This is a genomic window from Aeromonas sp. YN13HZO-058, from assembly GCF_001921245.1.
In the GTDB taxonomy this organism is placed as follows: domain Bacteria; phylum Pseudomonadota; class Gammaproteobacteria; order Enterobacterales; family Aeromonadaceae; genus Aeromonas; species Aeromonas allosaccharophila.
The window spans coordinates 65,290-81,327 of sequence record NZ_MQSY01000055.1 but is presented as its reverse complement, the minus strand read 5'-3'; the positions used below and the strand labels follow the sequence as shown (position 1 = coordinate 81,327).

10 protein-coding genes and 1 riboswitch are annotated in these 16,038 nt (G+C 60.3%); of the genes, 6 read left to right on the top strand and 4 right to left on the bottom strand.

All coding sequences use genetic code 11. From position 1 onward, the window contains the following. Positions 1–75: 75 nt before the first annotated feature. Entirely contained in the window at positions 76–2,262 is a 2,187-nt protein-coding gene (locus BSP75_RS13340) for an ExeM/NucH family extracellular endonuclease (protein ID WP_075113514.1), read from the bottom strand. Between the two features lie 295 nt (positions 2,263–2,557). Continuing rightward, positions 2,558–2,640: riboswitch (cyclic di-GMP riboswitch) on the top strand. 148 nt (positions 2,641–2,788) lie between these two features. On the opposite strand from BSP75_RS13340, the gene BSP75_RS13335 reads away from it, so the two are divergent. Together BSP75_RS13335 and BSP75_RS13330 are read left to right on the top strand one after the other, a co-directional pair. Further along, positions 2,789–5,785, top strand: a complete 2,997-nt coding sequence (locus BSP75_RS13335; protein ID WP_148140715.1) for a glycosyl hydrolase family 18 protein — start codon at positions 2,789–2,791, stop codon at positions 5,783–5,785. Positions 5,786–5,924: 139 nt separating this feature from the next. After that, on the top strand, positions 5,925–6,869 hold the full coding sequence (locus tag BSP75_RS13330; protein WP_075113512.1) for a chemotaxis protein CheV: 945 nt from the start codon (positions 5,925–5,927) through the stop codon (positions 6,867–6,869). Positions 6,870–7,051: 182 nt separating this feature from the next. On the opposite strand, the gene BSP75_RS13325 is transcribed toward BSP75_RS13330, so the two are convergent. Continuing rightward, a complete protein-coding gene (locus BSP75_RS13325; protein WP_075113511.1) occupies positions 7,052–7,663 on the bottom strand; it encodes an arylesterase in 612 nt (203 codons plus the stop codon). Between the two features lie 56 nt (positions 7,664–7,719). On the opposite strand from BSP75_RS13325, the gene BSP75_RS13320 reads away from it, so the two are divergent. After that, the gene (locus tag BSP75_RS13320) at positions 7,720–8,415 is read left to right on the top strand and encodes an ABC transporter ATP-binding protein (RefSeq protein ID WP_019446439.1); all 696 of its coding nucleotides are present in this window, start codon (positions 7,720–7,722) and stop codon (positions 8,413–8,415) included. 36 nt (positions 8,416–8,451) lie between these two features. Further along, positions 8,452–10,899, top strand: coding sequence for an FtsX-like permease family protein (locus BSP75_RS13315; RefSeq protein ID WP_075113510.1), 2,448 nt, complete (start codon positions 8,452–8,454; stop codon positions 10,897–10,899). A 116-nt stretch (positions 10,900–11,015) separates the two neighbouring features. On the opposite strand, the gene BSP75_RS13310 is transcribed toward BSP75_RS13315, so the two are convergent. Continuing rightward, positions 11,016–11,921, bottom strand: a complete 906-nt coding sequence (locus tag BSP75_RS13310; RefSeq protein WP_075113509.1) for a TIGR01777 family oxidoreductase — start codon at positions 11,919–11,921, stop codon at positions 11,016–11,018. A 252-nt stretch (positions 11,922–12,173) separates the two neighbouring features. Between BSP75_RS13310 and BSP75_RS13305 the strand changes: the two genes are divergently transcribed. Continuing rightward, entirely contained in the window at positions 12,174–13,703 is a 1,530-nt protein-coding gene (locus tag BSP75_RS13305; RefSeq protein WP_075113508.1) for a cyclic diguanylate phosphodiesterase, read from the top strand. 77 nt (positions 13,704–13,780) lie between these two features. On the opposite strand, the gene BSP75_RS13300 is transcribed toward BSP75_RS13305, so the two are convergent. Next, entirely contained in the window at positions 13,781–14,962 is a 1,182-nt protein-coding gene (locus tag BSP75_RS13300; protein ID WP_075113507.1) for a PLP-dependent aminotransferase family protein, read from the bottom strand. A gap of 326 nt (positions 14,963–15,288) precedes the next feature. Between BSP75_RS13300 and trmB the strand changes: the two genes are divergently transcribed. Then, a complete protein-coding gene (trmB, locus tag BSP75_RS13295; RefSeq protein ID WP_042060981.1) occupies positions 15,289–16,002 on the top strand; it encodes a tRNA (guanosine(46)-N7)-methyltransferase TrmB in 714 nt (237 codons plus the stop codon). The last annotated feature ends 36 nt before the right edge of the window (positions 16,003–16,038 follow it).

Here is a 16,038-nt window from a genome sequence, read left to right as displayed (position 1 = left end):
TGTAAATCCATTGCTCCAACGAAAAAGCCCGCGGGTCTCGCGGGCTTTGGTTGCACTATTCAAATGCGCCTGTGGTTAACGGCGACGGCGCCATGCCAGCGGCAGCAGGGCCAGCAGGCCGAGTCCCAGCGCACCGCCACCGGATGAGGTGTCCGGTTTGGTGGCATCGCTCTCCAGTCGCAGGTCGACGATGATGGGATCATGGTCGGAGGCGCTGAAGGGGTTGTCAGACTTGAGCAGTGTGCCGGTGTATTGGCTGCCGTACTCGAACAGGGAGCTTTCGAAGGAGTTGATGTGCCAGTCGGCGACACCAGCCACCTTGCTGGCCAGCGCCGGGTTGGCGAGGGCGTAGTCCAGGGTGCCCAGCTCCCCTTCGTAGCTGTAGGAGATGGCCTTCTCCTTGTTGAATTTGACGTTGAGGTCGATCAGGCCGTAGCTGCGAGTCACCTCGCGACCAAGCTGTTCATAGGACTGGTCACCGATAAAGGTGTGGGAGGCCGATACGATCTTGCGTTCGCTGGTGGCCGGGTTGTAGTCGGTCAGCACTCGGATCGGATCTTCCTTGGCGTAGGAGTTGAAGTCACCCACCAGCAGCACTTGGCCCGGCAGTTTGCTGACAGTCTCACCCAGCACCTTGGCGGCGGAGACCCGGAATTCGGTGCACTTGCCCTGCAGGTCGGCCGGCTCAGTCTTGCCATCGCCATTTTCGTAGCAGCCTGATCCCTTGGATTTGAGGTGGTTGACCACCAGCGTCAGCGGCTCCTTGCTCTTGGCGATGGTGAAGGTCTGAACCAGCGAGTCGCGCTGACCGGCTGTCTTGGCCACACCGCCTGTGATGTAGCGCTGCTCCGGCAGCTTGATGACGCTGGCATCCCCGCTGGGGGTGAGCAGGGCGGGGCGGTAGATCATCGCCACCATGATGGCATCGCCGCCGAAGAACTTGCCATCGCTGAGGGTGCTGACCGGCAGACGCACATAGGCGTAGTGTTTGCTCGCATCCTTCTGCTGTTCGTTGAGGCGGGTCACCAGATTGTGGAGGGCCGAGTTATCCTCGAAGCCATTGTTCTCCATTTCCATCAGACCGAGCAGATCGGCATCCATTGCGGTGATGGCATTGACGATCTTGGTGCGCTGCTTCTCGAACTCTTGCTGGCTCTTGGCTCCCCGGTTGCACCCTTTGGCGCTGTCGGCATCCGCCTGATCCTTGCACAGGACATTGAGTGCGCCACCGATGCTGGAGTGACTGGTGAAGTAGTTGAGCACGTTGAAGCTGCCGATCCGCAGATCGCTGCCAGAGAGGCGTGCCGGTGCGTTTTGACGATCCTCTTCAGGGCTGCGCAGCAGGGCTCCGGCAGTGAGGGTGACATCGCTCGGTACCACCAGACGGAAGGCATCTTTGTTATAGACGATCACCCCCTCCAGCCCTGTCAGCTGATCCCCCAGACGCAGATAACCCTGATCGGCATCCAGCTCCGGGAACCAGGGGATCACCCCATCCGGTACTTTGTTGCTATCGGACTCCACCACCAGACGGTTGCTGCCATTTTTGGTGGCCAGTGCGACTGCATCTGCACTGTTGGCGACATGGAGCTGGGTCGGTTTGATCAGCGGGGTTTTGTGGGCCAACTCTACGTTGTTGCGATAGACCTTGTAGTCGAAGCCGTAGTTGCGGGTCAGGTGCAGGTCACTGCTGCTGTCGAGACGTACCCGCATCCCTTCATAACGATTCATGGCCTGAGCCAGGCTCTCCCCTTCATTCACCTGCAGCACGCTGGTCGGCACATTCAGCCCCTGGGTAGTGACTTGCACACGGGCTTTGCCGGATTCGAAGGTGGGCTTGAGCTGGGTGCCGCCGTAATACTCCTCGACCTTGGCTTCGAGGCAGAGTTCAGCCCCCGGCTTGATGTCGGCATATTTGGTCGCAAAGTCCTTGTCGCTCAGGTAGACGAAGATGCCGTCAGAGGTCGCCGGATTGCCATCACCCACCGGATCGGTCAGATAGAAACCCTTGGTCAGACTTTGGCCCAGCGCCGTCACGATACCGCGAACGTTGAAGGTGCCCGGGCTGACCTTGCCGGTCACGTTGCCGTTTTTGTCGGTCACGGTCTGGGTGGCCAGCGCGCTGGCGGAGCCTGTGCCCTGAATAGTCGGGATGGGAGTGAGTTGAGCCGGATCGGACGGACAGACAAATGCCGCATGGGCACCAGAGGATGCAAGTGCCAGCCCCACGGCCAGCGACAGCAGGGTACGAGTACCTTTCATAGGTGTTCCTTTTTTATTTTTGCCAGTGATTCCATAGCCTTGGCTCGTTGACCAAGGGCGCGCATTGTCACATTTCTGGCATGTCGTACCAGTGAGCCAACGCACATTAAGCGAATCTGGGAAGGTGCGGAAAAGCGTTTTTTATGATCCCTGTAACAGTATGATTTTTTTTGATAAATCAATCAATTCTACCCCTGTGTTCATGACGCTTTCGTGGCAGGGGATAATTCTCTTTGAGAATAAAGATTGAGGTGATCTTGTCACCTTCCTATACTGGGGGCGTTCCTCACGGAACCCAGGTAAAGGGCAAACCGGCAGTGATGTCGGGGCGCAATGCCTCCGGTCTGGATCATGGTTCCAGATAGCGGGGTTTCCCTGGGTGAGGGTGGTTTTTGTGGCAGGTCCATTGCCAGTTGTCTGCGCCCATCACGCAGGTTGCGATTGTTCTTTGCCTTGGTGAACCATGCCAAGACAAAACAAGGAAGATAACAATATGCAACAGCTCTTCAGACCCAGCAGGCTTGCCATGCTGGTCGCCCTTGCGGCTGCGCCCGCCTGGGCTCAGGCCGCTTATCCCGCCTACAAATCCGGCACTGCCTACAAGGCTGGTGATATCGTCAGCAACGTCGGCGCCCTCTACGAGTGCAAAGAATTTCCCTATTCAGGCTGGTGCGGGGCATCCCCCTATCACTATGAGCCGGGTGTCGGCGTGGTCTGGGCCGATGCCTGGAAGCTCTATGGCGGCGAAGTGCCCCCTCCGGCGCTCGGCGTGGCCGTCAGCTCACCGGCTACCGGTGCAAGTTTCAATGAAGGCGCCAGCGTGGCGCTGGCGGTGACCCTGAGCGGCCCTGTGACGGCGCTGGTCAAAGTTGAATACCTTGTCGATGGCAAGCTGGTCGCCACGGCGAACGCTTCGCCCTGGAATACCAGCTGGAGTGCCGCTGGTGTGGGGGCCCATGCCCTCAAGGCGCGCGCGCTGGATAAGGATGGCAAGCTGCTGAGCGAGGCAGATTCCAGCTTCAGCGTCGCCGCCGTGGCCGCGCCAGAGGCGCCCAAGGCGAGCATCAGCAGTCCGGCCAATGGCGCCAAGGTAACGCTGGGTCGCAGTGTGGCGGTGAGTGGCAATGTCACCGATGCCAACAACGATGTGGCCAAAGTCGAGCTCTATGTCGATGGCAAGAAGGTGGGCGAAGATACCACTGCCCCCTGGCAGGTGAACTGGACGCCGGATGCCAAAGGAAGTGCCGCCCTCAAGCTGGTGGCCACCGACAAGACCAATCTGAGCGGCGAGTCGGCGGCGGTGACCGTCACTGTCGAGGAGGCCGCGCTGCCGCCCGATGGCGGTAACCTCTCCTGCGATATTCGCCAGATCTACCGTCCGGATGGCTACGAGTGCATGGGGGATGATCACGCCCGCCGGGTCATCGGCTACTTCACCTCTTGGCGCACCGGCAAGAATGGCCTACCCGCCTATCTGGTGAGCGATATTCCGTGGAACAAGATCACCCACATCAACTACGCCTTCGCGGCGGTGGATGAGCAGAGCCATCAGGTCAAGGTGGACGACGCTGCCACCAAGATGACCTGGGATGGCGTGCCGGGTGCCGAAATGGATCCTGAATTTGCCTACAAGGGCCACTTCAACCTGCTGTCGAAGTACAAGAAGCAGTATCCGGATGTGAAGACTCTGATCTCGGTCGGGGGCTGGGCCGATACGCGCGGCTTCTACACCGCCACCACTAAGGGTGACTGCTCGGTCAATACTGCCGGTATCAGCACCCTGGCTGACTCGGCGGTGAACTTTATCCGCCAGTACGGCTTTGACGGGGTCGATATCGACTACGAATACCCCACCTCGATGAAGGATGCGGGCAACCCCAACGACTTCCCGCTCTCCAACCAGTGCCGTGCCAAGCTGTTTGCCAACTACGAGGTGCTGATGAAGACCTTGCGGGCGCGGCTCGACAACGCCGGTAATGAAGATGGCCGCAAGTACATGCTGACCATCGCCTCACCGGCATCGGCCTATCTGCTGCGCGGGATGGAGAACTTCCAGGTCACCCAGTACCTCGATTACGTCAACCTGATGACCTATGACTTCCACGGTGCCTGGAACCACTTTGTCGGTCACAACGCGGCGCTGTTTGACAACAATGCCGACCCCGAGCTCTCCCACTGGGGCGTCTATACCCAGGCCCAGTTTGGCGGTATCGGTTACCTCAACGCCGCCTGGTCTGCCCACTACTTCCGCGGTGCGCTGGCGGCCGGCAAGATCAACGTCGGTGTGCCCTATTACACCCGCGGTTGGCAGGGGGTGAGCGGTGGCAGTCACGGGTTGGGTGGCAAGGCGGCCTTGCCGAGTCAGAGTGATTGTCAGTCGGGCACCGGTGGCAGCACGATTCCGTGCGGCAACGGGGCGGTCGGCATCGACAACATCTGGCACGATCTCGACAAGAACGGCAAGGAGATCGGCGGTGGCGCCGTGCCCATGTGGCATGCCAAGAACCTGGAGAATGCGGCCAGCCTCGGCATCACCACGCTGCCGAGTTACGGCACCGCCTGGGGTCTGGATCCCAACAACCCGGCCCATGTGATGCAGGGCAAGTACGTCCGTTACTACGATGACAAGGCCCACGCGCCCTGGTTGTGGAACGAAGAGAAGAAGGTGTTCCTCTCTACCGAAGATGAAGAGTCCATGGGTCACAAGCTGGATTACATCATCAAGCGCGGCCTGGGTGGGGTGATGTTCTGGGAGATGGCGGGCGACTACGCCTTCGATCCGGCCAAGAACGAGTACGGGATGGGCAGCACTCTGACTACTCTTGCCTACGACAAGTTTGCCAAGGCAACCCCGTACAACACCAAGCAGAATGATCTGGCCGCGCCGAGCGCCCAGCTCGACATCCAGGTCAGCCTCTCCGGCTTCAAGGAAGGGGACTCCAACTACCCGATCAACCCGAAACTCAAGCTGGTCAACAAGTCGACCCAGACCATTCCGGGCGGCGCGCGCATCGAGTTTCTGGTGCCCACCTCCACCTCTGACACCATCACGGATCAGAGTGGCATGGGGCTGAAAGTGGTGGAGAGCGGTGGCAACGACAACTCGGAAGGCATTGCGGGCGAGAAGGACTTCCACAAGGTCGCCATGAACCTGCCTGGCTGGCAGACCCTGGCGCCGGGGGCCGAGATTGAAGTCGCGATGACCTACTACCTGCCTGCAGCGGGTGTGCCGAGCGGGATGCGCATCATCAGCGGCAGCCAGACCATAGGGCTCAAGGCCGAGTTCCCGACCCTGCCGGAGGCCGTGCTGGGCTCGGGCGGCGGCGAGAATCCGGGCACCAGCTGCAGCAGCCAGAACGTCAATCCGGCGGCCTACAAGGCCTATCCGAGCTGGCCGCAGGGGGATCATGCCAATGGCGGCGATCGCATTACCCATAACAAGGTGGTGTGGCAGGCGAACTGGTGGACCAGCAGCGAGCCCAAGGCAACCGATGGCAGCTGGAAATCCGTATGTAGCTATTGATTTTAAAATCAATGAGATAAGTGAGGCTTCGGCCTCACTTTTTTTGTCTGGTTGGTCGCTCTGGTTGAAAATGCGTCTGCCTTTCCTGACAGGCAGCCTCTATAATAGAGTCGATTAATAATCAGATGGATATCAGCGTATGGCGAGTATATTGGATTCCGTTGATCAACGAACTCAGCTGGTGGGTGAAAACCGCCTCGAGTTGTTGATGTTTCGTCTCGGCACCCGTCAGATGTTCGCCATCAACGTCTTCAAAGTGCGGGAAGTGGTCAAGCTGCCCCACCTCAGCAAGATGCCGGGTTCCCACCACAATATCAGCGGGGTGGCCAATATCCGCGGTACCTCGATCCCGGTGATCAACCTGCGCAGCGCCATCGGTATGCGCCCCATGCCCATCGACAGTGAATCCAACCTCATTATCACTGAGTACAACCGTACCATTCAGGGCTTTCTGGTGGGGCAGGTGGCTAACATCGTCAACATGACCTGGAAGGATATCCTGCCGCCGCCGCGCTCGGCCGGGCGCGCCAACTACCTCACCGCCATCACCCGCATCCCGGAAGAGGGGGTCGATCAGATCGTCGAGATCATCGACGTGGAGAAGGTGCTGGCGGAGATCATCACCTATGACATCCGGATCTCCGAAGAGGTGCTGGATCGGGAGATCCTGCCCGAGATGCATGGCCGCAAAGTGCTGATCGTCGATGACTCCAGCACCGCCCGCAATCTGGTGCGCGAGACCCTGGGCCAGCTTGGGCTTGAGGTGATCGAGTGTCAGGATGGTTTGCAGGCACTGACCCTGCTCAAGGGGTGGTGCGATGCCGGCAAGAAGGTGACCGACGAGATCCTGCTGATGATCACCGATGCCGAAATGCCGGAGATGGACGGCTACCGCCTGACCCACGAGGTACGCAGCGATCCGCGCATGTCTGATCTTTTTATCACCCTCAACACCTCCCTGAGCGGCAACTTCAACGAAGCCATGGTCAAGAAGGTGGGGTGTGACCGCTTTATCTCCAAGTTCCAGCCCGACCTGCTGGTGGGCGTCACGCAGGAGCGGCTGCGTCAGGTGCTGGAAAGCTGAGAAGCTGTCTGCCGGTTATGCTAAGTCAATAACAACACATCCCGCTTCGGCGGGATGTGTTGTTATTGGGTATTGGCGATGGATTGGTTGAATCAAGGTGCTACGCAGAGATCGTCGACTGCCCAAAACATCCGATTTGGGCGGGATGTTTGGTTATGGGATATTGGCGATAGACGGCGGGCTTATTGGCTGAGCAGCGGCTCCATAAAGCGGGCGACTTTATCGCGGATTTGGGGCTGGGCCGCCGGGGTGGGATGAATACCATCGTTCATCATAAGTTCAGGGCGCAGCGCAATATCATCCATAAAGAAGGGCAGCAGGGGCAGATCGTTAGCCTGGGCCAACTCGGGGAAGATCTGCTCGAACTGGCGCAGATAGCGGGCTCCGTAGTTGCGGGGGAGCTGGATCTGGGTCAACACCACACGGGTCTGCTGCTCCTTGGCGAGCGCAATCATATTGGCCAGATTCTGGCGAGTAATGGTCGGTGCGAAGCCGCGCAGGCCGTCGTTGCCCCCAAGTTCGATCAGCAGCCAGTCGGGATTGTGCTCTTTCAGCAGGATGGGCAGACGGGCCAGCGCCCCTTGCGTCGTTTCACCGCTGATGCTGGCATTGAGCAGGGTGTGTTTGCCCCCCTCCTCCTGCCATTTCTGGTTGAGCAGGGCGGGCCAGCTCTGCTCAAGCTGCATCTGATAGCCGGCACTCAGGCTGTCACCCAGCACCAGCAGAGTCTGGGCCTGAACCGACGAGAGCAGGCTGCCAAGGCCAACCAACAAGGCAAACAGAATACGCACCATCAATTCAACTCCCGCTATGGATTGCCATCAAGGGATTGGAACAAAGGACACAGAGCATGAGTTCAACCCCCATTATTGTCGTCAAGGGCCTCGGCAAATCGGTTCGCCTCGGCCAGGAAAGCCTCACCATCCTTGAAGGGATCGATCTGCAAGTCAATAGCGGCGAGACGGTGGCACTGGTCGGCGCCTCCGGCTCCGGCAAGTCCACCCTGCTGGGGTTGCTGGCCGGACTCGACCTGCCGAGTCAGGGGGATATCGAGATCCTCGGCAAATCCCTGGGTGAGCTGGATGAAGAGGGGCGGGCCCGATTGCGCGCCGAGCAGATCGGCTTTGTCTTCCAGTCGTTCCTGCTGCTCCCGACCATGACGGCGCTGGAGAATGTGATGCTGCCTGCCGAGTTGCGCGGTGAGCGCGATTGCGAGCCAAGAGCCCGCGAGCTGTTGGCGGCGGTCGGTCTTGGCGAGCGGTTGCACCATCTGCCGCCACGGCTCTCTGGCGGTGAGCAGCAGCGGGTGGCCATTGCCCGTGCCTTTATGACCCGTCCCAGCCTGCTGCTGGCGGACGAGCCGACCGGCAACCTCGACAGCAAGACCGGCGAGAAGGTGATCGAGCTGCTGTTTGAACTCAATCGCAAGCACGGCACCACCCTGGTGGTAGTGACCCATGATCATCAGCTGGCCGAGCGCTGCCAGCGGCAGCTGGTCATGACGGCAGGTCGGCTGGATCGCGAGGTGGCCCATGATGTGGTGTAACAGGGTGAGCTGCGGATCAGGCAGGAGATGCAACGGATGATGCAGTGGCGATTGGGATGGCGACTGCTTCGCCGGGAAGGTTTCAGCGGCGAGCTGCGCTGGTTTGTGCTGGCGCTGGCGCTGAGCGTGGCATGCGTCTTGAGTGTGGCGCTGGTGGCGGATCGGCTCGATGCCGGACTCAAGGCATCGGGCCGTGACTTTATCGGGGCGGATCGGGTGCTGCGCACTGCCGCAGCTATGCCGGATGGCTGGTTGGCCCGTGCGAAACAGGATGGCTTGGCGGTGCAGACCACCGTCAGCTTCAACAGCATGCTGTTTCACGGCGATGCGTTGCAGCTCGCCTCCATTCGGGCGGTGCCCAACGGTTTTCCCTTCTACGGCAAGCTGGAGCTGGAACCTGCCCGTGCCCCGGCCCCCGGCGAGATCTGGCTCTCTGCCCGGGTGATGCAACTGCTTAAGGCCAAAACGGGGGATGAGCTGGAGGTGGGCAATACGGTGCTCAAGGTGGCTGGTCTGCTTGGCGAGGAGCCGGATCAGGGCTTCAGCCCCTTCCTGCTGGCGCCGCGGGCGCTGATCCACAGTGCCGATATCGAGGCGACCGGTGCTTTGCTACCGGGCAGCCGTCAGCAGTGGCGCTATCTGTTCAAGGGGCCGCGAGAGTCGCTGGCCCGTTACGAACAGTGGCTGCTACCGCAGTTGCAGGCCGGACAGAAGTGGATCAAACCGGATGACAGTGAATCCCGGGTAGGCCGCTCGCTGGCCAATGCCGAACGTTTCTTCCGGCTCGCCTCGCTAAGCGGGGTGTTGCTGGGGGCGCTGGCGATGGGCATCGCGGTGCGCCACTTTGCCGAGCGCCAGACCAATATGGTGGCGCTGCTCAAGACGCTGGGGGCATCCCGTCGCTCGCTCTGGCAACTGATGGGCTCCTTGCTGCTGTCGTTGACGCTGATCGGCGCGCTGCTGGGGTTGGTGGCGGGCACTGCCATGCAGTGGATCACCTTGCAACTGCTGGGGGACCTGCTGCCGCCGGATCTGCCGCCTCCCTCCTGGCGCCCCTTTGCCCTTGGTGTTGCGGTGGCGCTCTTTATCACCCTGCTGCTCGCTTTTGTGCCCTTCTTGCGGCTGTTGAAAGTGCCGCCGCTGCGAGTATTGCGCCGCGAGCTGGAGGCGGGCATTCCCCCCTGGCTGGCGCTACCGGTCGGTTTGCTCGGGCTGTTTGCGCTGGTCTGGGGCTTTACCGCCGATGTGCGGCTGGCACTGGGTCTGGTCGGTGGCATGGGCTTGCTGATGGGGCTGTTGGCCCTGCTGGCGGCGCTGATGTTGCGGCTGGGAGCAAAAGTGAACGGGCCTCATGCCTTGCGGCTGGCGCTGGCACACCTGTCGCGCGAGCGCAGCAGCGGCCTGTTCCAGCTGGCCGGTTTTGCGCTGGCATTGATGTTGTTTGGTTTGCTCTGGGCGGCTCGAGTCGATCTGCTGGATGAGTTTTCGGCTCGTCTGCCCGTCGATGCGCCCAACCGGTTTCTGGTCAACGTGGCGGAAAACGAGCGGGAGGGGATCCTGAGCGAGCTGGCGGCGGCGGGGGCCGTGACCTCCGATTTCTATCCCATGGTGCGCGGCAGGCTGACCCATATCGCCGGTGAGGCGGTGGGCGAGGGGGCCAGCAGTGGCCGTGAAGGGGTCGATCGGGAGCTCAACTTCACCACCACGGCTACCCTGCCAACCGACAACAAGCTGGTGGCCGGGAAGTGGCTCGCCGGCCCCGGCGAGGTGTCGGTGGATAGCGAGCTGGCCAAGCGGCTCGATATCAAGCTGGGGGACATGCTCGCCTTTACCATCGAGGGACGCAGCTTCAGCGCCAGGGTCACCAGTTTGCGCAGCATCAAGTGGGACAATATGCGGCCCAACTTCTACATGATCTTCTCCGGGGATCTGCTGGCCCCCTTCTCAAGCACCTGGCTTGGCAGCTACCGGCTGCCCGAGGCGGGGCGCACTGCCGAGGTAGAGCTTATTCGCCGTCATCCCACGGTGAGCCTTATCGATGTGGATGATCTGATTGCGCGGCTCACTCAGGTATCGGAGCAGGTGAGCCGGGCGCTGGCCCTGATGCTGGGGCTGGTGACGGTGGCGGCGCTCTTGGTGCTGCTGACCCAGACCCAGGCCAGCATGGCCCAGCGTCGGCGCGAGTTGCTGCTGATGCGCACCCTGGGTGCCAGCAGCGACCTGCTGAAAAAGATGCTGCGCTGGGAGCTGGTGGCCAGTGGCGCGCTGGCGGGACTGTGCGCCGCCATGGTGGTGGAGCTCTGCTCCTTTGGCTTGCAGTGGTGGTGGTTCGAGGGGCAGTGGCAGTTCCACTGGGCCATCTGGCTCGGCCTGCCGACGCTGGGGGCACTGCTGGTGACGCTGGCCGGGCAGGGGATGCAACGCCAGCTGCTGGCTGGCACCCTCAGCGATAGGCTGCGGGGTCTTGGTCAGGGACTGTTGTAATCCCGCCAGAACGAGCCGATGCCACAAAGTGCGATCGAGCATCCACAATAAGCAAGCAGCCCGGTCATTGGCCGGGCTGCTTGCTATGTAGGGCGCTGGCGAGCGAACGCAGCGAGTTAACGGGGCTCGTGCAGCAGATTGGTGAGGGCGCCCGGCAGCTCGGGATAGCTGAAGTGAAAACCGGCCTGTTGCAGCCGTGCTGGTATCACCTTCTGTCCGGTCAGCAGAAGATCCGCCGCTTCCCCCATCACCAGTTGCAGCAACGGCGCGGGGACGAAGAAGAGGTGCGGGCGGTGTAGCGTCGCAGCCAGGGTCTGGCTGAACTCCCGGTTACTGACCGGATGAGGGGCGGTTCCGTTGAAGGTGCCGCGGCACTCTTCGTGTTCCAGTAGGAACAGTATGGCGCGCACCAAATCCTGCACATGGATCCAGCTCATCATCTGGCTGCCCGACCCCATGGGGCCGCCGAGTCCGAGCCGATAGGGGGGGAGCATTTTGGGCAGCGCGCCGCCATCCATGCCAAGCACCAGTCCGATCCGCACTATACAGACCCGGGTCTGGCTGCTCTGCGCCTCCTGCGCCAGGGTCTCCCACTGCTGGCAGAGCTGGTGGGTAAACTCATCGTTGGGAGAGCGGCACTGCTCGTCCAGGGTTTCGGTGCCCTGTCTGCCATACCAGCCGATGGCGGAGGCGTTGATCAGCACCTTGGGCGGCGTGCTGGAGAGCTTGATGAGATCCACCAGCTGCTCGGTCAGCAGCCAGCGACTATCGCAGAGCAGCTGTTTGCGCGACTCGCTCCAGCGTCCGGCGGCGATGGGTTCACCGGCCAGATTGATCACGGCGTCCACGTCATTGAGGTCATCGAGCCGGTCGAGGTTATCCAATACCTTGATATCGTGACCGAGCAGGGTGTAGGCCCGGCTCCCCTGCCTGCTCAATACCACGACCTCGTGATTGACCTTGAGATGGGCAACCAGCTTGCGGCCGATAAAGCCGGTTCCTCCGGTAATAAGAATCTTCATCGCGCACGCTCCTGCTGCCGTTTGCTCTACTCTAATGGCGCTGCCCCGCTTCAACAAGGGAGATACCGAGAGAACATATTGTCACCTTGATATGTGTTAACCATATCTCCCCTTGGTAACATATTGTTGAACAATACGCTGATTTGATTGATTTTTGTGAGGTGGACATTTGTTGAGCGGTCGCTATTATTGCGACCCTTTGCGCCTGTCCACCGGGGTTGCTACCACTCATCGTGTATCAAAGAGGCCACCATGCCATTTCGCCGTCTGAAACTTCGCCAGCTCTCAATGAGGATTCTTATGGCGCTAATGATGGGGTGCGGGATCCTGTTGTTAGGGGGCATTTCCGTCATCTGGCAAACAGTGACGGAGATCGAGCAGGATGCCGAGTCACGGTTGCAGCGTGCCCAGCTGATGTTTGATCGTACCTTGGGTTATGCTCAGCAAGCCGCCATGAATGTGGAGAAGGTGATTGGTGCTCCCTGTGCAGAGGCCGCCTTGCTGCTGCGCGAGCAGGTGATCATGGTTCCTGATGTTCGTTCGGCCAACCTGACCATCGGTCGCCGAATCTACTGTACGTCTCTGTATGGCGAGTATGATGGCCCTATGGGTCCGGACAACTATGTCGACGGTAAGCTACAACTGTTCAGCGGTAATGACACGACACCAGATAGACCGCTGATTGTGTTGCGTCATGAGGTTGAGAAAGGGAGTGCGCTGATCGCTGTGGATGGCTACTACCTGCTTAATACCCTTGATATCGCCAGCAAGAACTCCTCGATGGCCTTGGTGGTCGGTGACAAAGCGCTGTTTGGCTCAGGTCAGGTCGCAGCTGCGCCCTCTCCCGCTGAGGAGGGGTACATGGCACTCTCGTCAGCCAGCTTCCCATATCAGGTAGCGACACTGGTGACAAAGGATGATTATCTGGCCCATGCATGGCGCTACTCCAGAGACACGCTGCTCCTCTCTCCGCTGCTGGCATTGCTGATTGGATTCGGCACCTTCAGGCTGATGGGGCGTAGCAGCTCGCCAGCGGAGGAGCTCAAGCGGGCGCTGATCGAGGAGGAGTTTATTCCCTACCTGCAGCCTGTGGTCACTGGCGCTGATGAGCAGTGTAGCGGTTGTGAGGTGCTGATGCGCTGGCAGCATCCCAAACAGGGGATGATCTCGCCGGATCGCTTTATTCCGCTGGCGGAGGATAGTGGTCTGATCGTCCCCATGACCAGCCTGTTGATGGCCCAGGTGCGGGATCACTTCGCCCCTCACGCCGGCAAGCTGCCGGCCGGATTTCATTTCGGTTTCAATATCTGCGCCAGCCACTGCAAGGATCTGAGTCTGCTGATTGATTGCCGGGCCTTTATCAATGCTTTCAAGGACAACCCGGTCAAACTGGTGCTGGAGCTGACCGAGCGGGAGCTGATCGTGGCGGACGAGACGACCGACCAGCTGTTTGCCGAGCTGCGTCAGCTGGGGGTCATGATCGCCATCGATGACTTTGGTACCGGCCACTCCAGCCTGACTTACCTGCAGCAGTTTCAGGTCGATGCATTGAAGATCGATCAGAGCTTCGTCGGGATGATCGGCTCCGATGCCCTCTCCAGCCATATTGTCGAGAACGTGATCGATCTGGCGACCAGACTGGGGCTCCAACTGGTGGCCGAAGGGGTGGAGACTCAGGTGCAGGCGGACTATCTGCAAGCGCGTCACGTCGATTATCTGCAAGGGTATCTCTACGGCCGCCCCATCCCGATGAAGCAGTTCCGCCAGACTCTGTTTGGCTGATGGGTTGCGTTGCGGGCACCAACAAAAAAACCAGCGATCTCTCGCTGGTTTTTTGTTGGTGCCGTTTGGCCTGACGATCAGAGCATGCGCTGGAGGGCGCGGGCCAGCCGTTTGACCCCCTCCTCGATGGTCGCTTCATCGACGCAGGAGAAGCTCAGGCGCAGGGTGTTCTTGATCTCGGGGCGCACATAGAAGGGAGCGCCGGGCACGAAGGCCACCTTCTCCTTGATCGCCTCGTCAAACAGCGCCATGGCACTGATGTGGGCTGGCAGGGTCAGCCAGAGGAACATGCCCCCTTCCGGCCGGGTGTAGCTGACGCCGGGCGGGCAGTGACGGGCCAGCGCAGCCTCCATGGCGGCACGCTGGCGGCCGTAGACCTCCTTGATCTTCTCCAGATGGGCATCCAGCGAGTTATCGCTCAGGAAGCGGTGCAGCACCTGCTGGCTGAAGGCGTTGCTGTGCAGGTCGGTGGCCTGTTTGGCGATGGTCACCTTCTTGCGCAACCAGTCCGGCACCAGCATCCAGCCCAGACGGAAGGCGGGCACCACGGTTTTCGAGAAGGAGCCGAGCAGCACGGTATTGTTCGGCGCCAGCTTGGCGATGGGGGGCAGGTGTTCGCCCTCGAAGCGCAGCTCACCGTAGGGGTCGTCTTCCACCATCAGGAGCTCGTGGCGCACCAGTCGCTCGGCCAGTGCCTCGCGGTTGGCACGGCTGTAGGAGACGCCGCTCGGGTTCTGGAAGTTAGGCACACCGTAGAGCAGTTTGGCATTGGAGCCGCTTGCCAGCAGCGCATCCAGCGCCGCCAGATCCAGCCCCTCTTCTTCAAGGGTGATCGGCTTGAAATTCGGTTGATAGACAGAGAAGGCCTGAATGGCACCAAGATAGCCCGGCTCCTCAATGATCAGATCCTGACCCTCGTCGATCAGCACCTTGCCCAGCAGATCCAGCGCCTGCTGGGAGCCGCTGGTGATCAGGATGTTGTCCGGATTGACCTGCATGCCGTGACGGGCCAGATAGCGGTCGGCAATATACTGGCGCAGCGGGGCGAAGCCCTCGGTGGCGGCATATTGCAGGGCTGCAGCCCCTTGTTCACGCAGTACATCCTGACAGGCCTGATCGATCGCCTTGACCGGAAACAGGTGGGGATTGGGCAGGCCACCGGCGAAGGAGATGATCTCCGGATTGGCGGCAACTTTGAGGATTTCACGGATAAAGGAAGGCTCGACCTTCTCGAAGCGCTGGGCAAAAAACGGCTGCATAGACAATTCTCTCGGCATGTGGGCGGTCGCTCCATTCGACCACCAGGTTATCCGTTTGTATCAGATTTCAGAATTGAGGCAATGATTGTCACAAAAATCGCCAAAAAAGGGCTGGATTGACTCTGATTCGGCGTATATTGAGCGGTTGTTCGGGGCGAAGGGGCAGGATGGAATATTTGTTGTGCGAAACACTTGCGCCTTGGGCCTATCTTGGGATAATTCGCTCCCCTGTTTTCGCGGGTCGATGACATGACGAGCCGCGAGCGGTCCCGGTCGGGATCGGACACAAGATGTATTACCCGGATTGATGAAATAACGAGACCATTATGCCTGTGACCCAAGATGTATTTAACGAAGACGGCAAGTTCATGCGCAAGATCCGCAGCTTTGTCCGTCGCGAAGGCCGCCTGACCAAAGGGCAGGAGAAGGCCCTGGAAGAGCTCTGGCCGGTCATGGGTATTGATTTTGCGCCAGCGCCGCTCGATCTGGTCGCCCTGTTTGGCCGCGAGGCCCCGGTGGTGCTGGAGATCGGTTTTGGCATGGGCGCCTCTTTGGTCGAGATGGCCAAGAATGCCCCCGAGAAGAACTTCATCGGCATCGAAGTACACTCCCCGGGCGTGGGTGCCTGTTTGGGCACCGCTCAGGAAGCGGGTGTCACCAATCTCAAGGTGATCTGCCACGATGCGGTCGAGGTGCTGGAGCACATGATCCCGAACGGTTCACTCTCCTGCCTGCAGCTCTTCTTCCCGGATCCCTGGCACAAGAGCCGTCACCACAAGCGTCGCATCGTACAGCCGGCGTTTGCCCAGGACATTCGCCAGAAGCTGGCCATCGGTGGTGTATTCCACATGGCCACCGACTGGGAAAACTATGCCGAGCACATGCTGGAAGTGATGAGCGCCGCGGAAGGTTACGAGAACACCTCCGCCACCGGCAACTGGGTGCCCCGTCCGGACTGGCGTCCGCTGACCAAATTTGAACAACGTGGCCACCGTCTCGGTCACGGTGTTTGGGACCTGATTTTCAAGCGTGTCAGCTAAGCTGGCACGTCAACTCGCGTATCAACTAACTTGAGG

Excerpts from the sequence above, each read along its gene's own strand:
- BSP75_RS13340 (WP_075113514.1), bottom strand. The coding sequence starts at position 2,262 with ATGAAAGGTACTCGTACCCTGCTGTCGCTGGCCGTGGGGCTGGCACTT.
- BSP75_RS13335 (WP_148140715.1), top strand. The coding sequence starts at position 2,789 with ATGCTGGTCGCCCTTGCGGCTGCGCCCGCCTGGGCTCAGGCCGCTTAT.
- BSP75_RS13330 (WP_075113512.1), top strand. The coding sequence starts at position 5,925 with ATGGCGAGTATATTGGATTCCGTTGATCAACGAACTCAGCTGGTGGGT.
- BSP75_RS13325 (WP_075113511.1), bottom strand. The coding sequence starts at position 7,663 with ATGGTGCGTATTCTGTTTGCCTTGTTGGTTGGCCTTGGCAGCCTGCTC.
- BSP75_RS13320 (WP_019446439.1), top strand. The coding sequence starts at position 7,720 with ATGAGTTCAACCCCCATTATTGTCGTCAAGGGCCTCGGCAAATCGGTT.
- BSP75_RS13315 (WP_075113510.1), top strand. The coding sequence starts at position 8,452 with ATGATGCAGTGGCGATTGGGATGGCGACTGCTTCGCCGGGAAGGTTTC.
- BSP75_RS13310 (WP_075113509.1), bottom strand. The coding sequence starts at position 11,921 with ATGAAGATTCTTATTACCGGAGGAACCGGCTTTATCGGCCGCAAGCTG.
- BSP75_RS13305 (WP_075113508.1), top strand. The coding sequence starts at position 12,174 with ATGCCATTTCGCCGTCTGAAACTTCGCCAGCTCTCAATGAGGATTCTT.
- BSP75_RS13300 (WP_075113507.1), bottom strand. The coding sequence starts at position 14,962 with ATGCAGCCGTTTTTTGCCCAGCGCTTCGAGAAGGTCGAGCCTTCCTTT.
- trmB (WP_042060981.1), top strand. The coding sequence starts at position 15,289 with ATGCCTGTGACCCAAGATGTATTTAACGAAGACGGCAAGTTCATGCGC.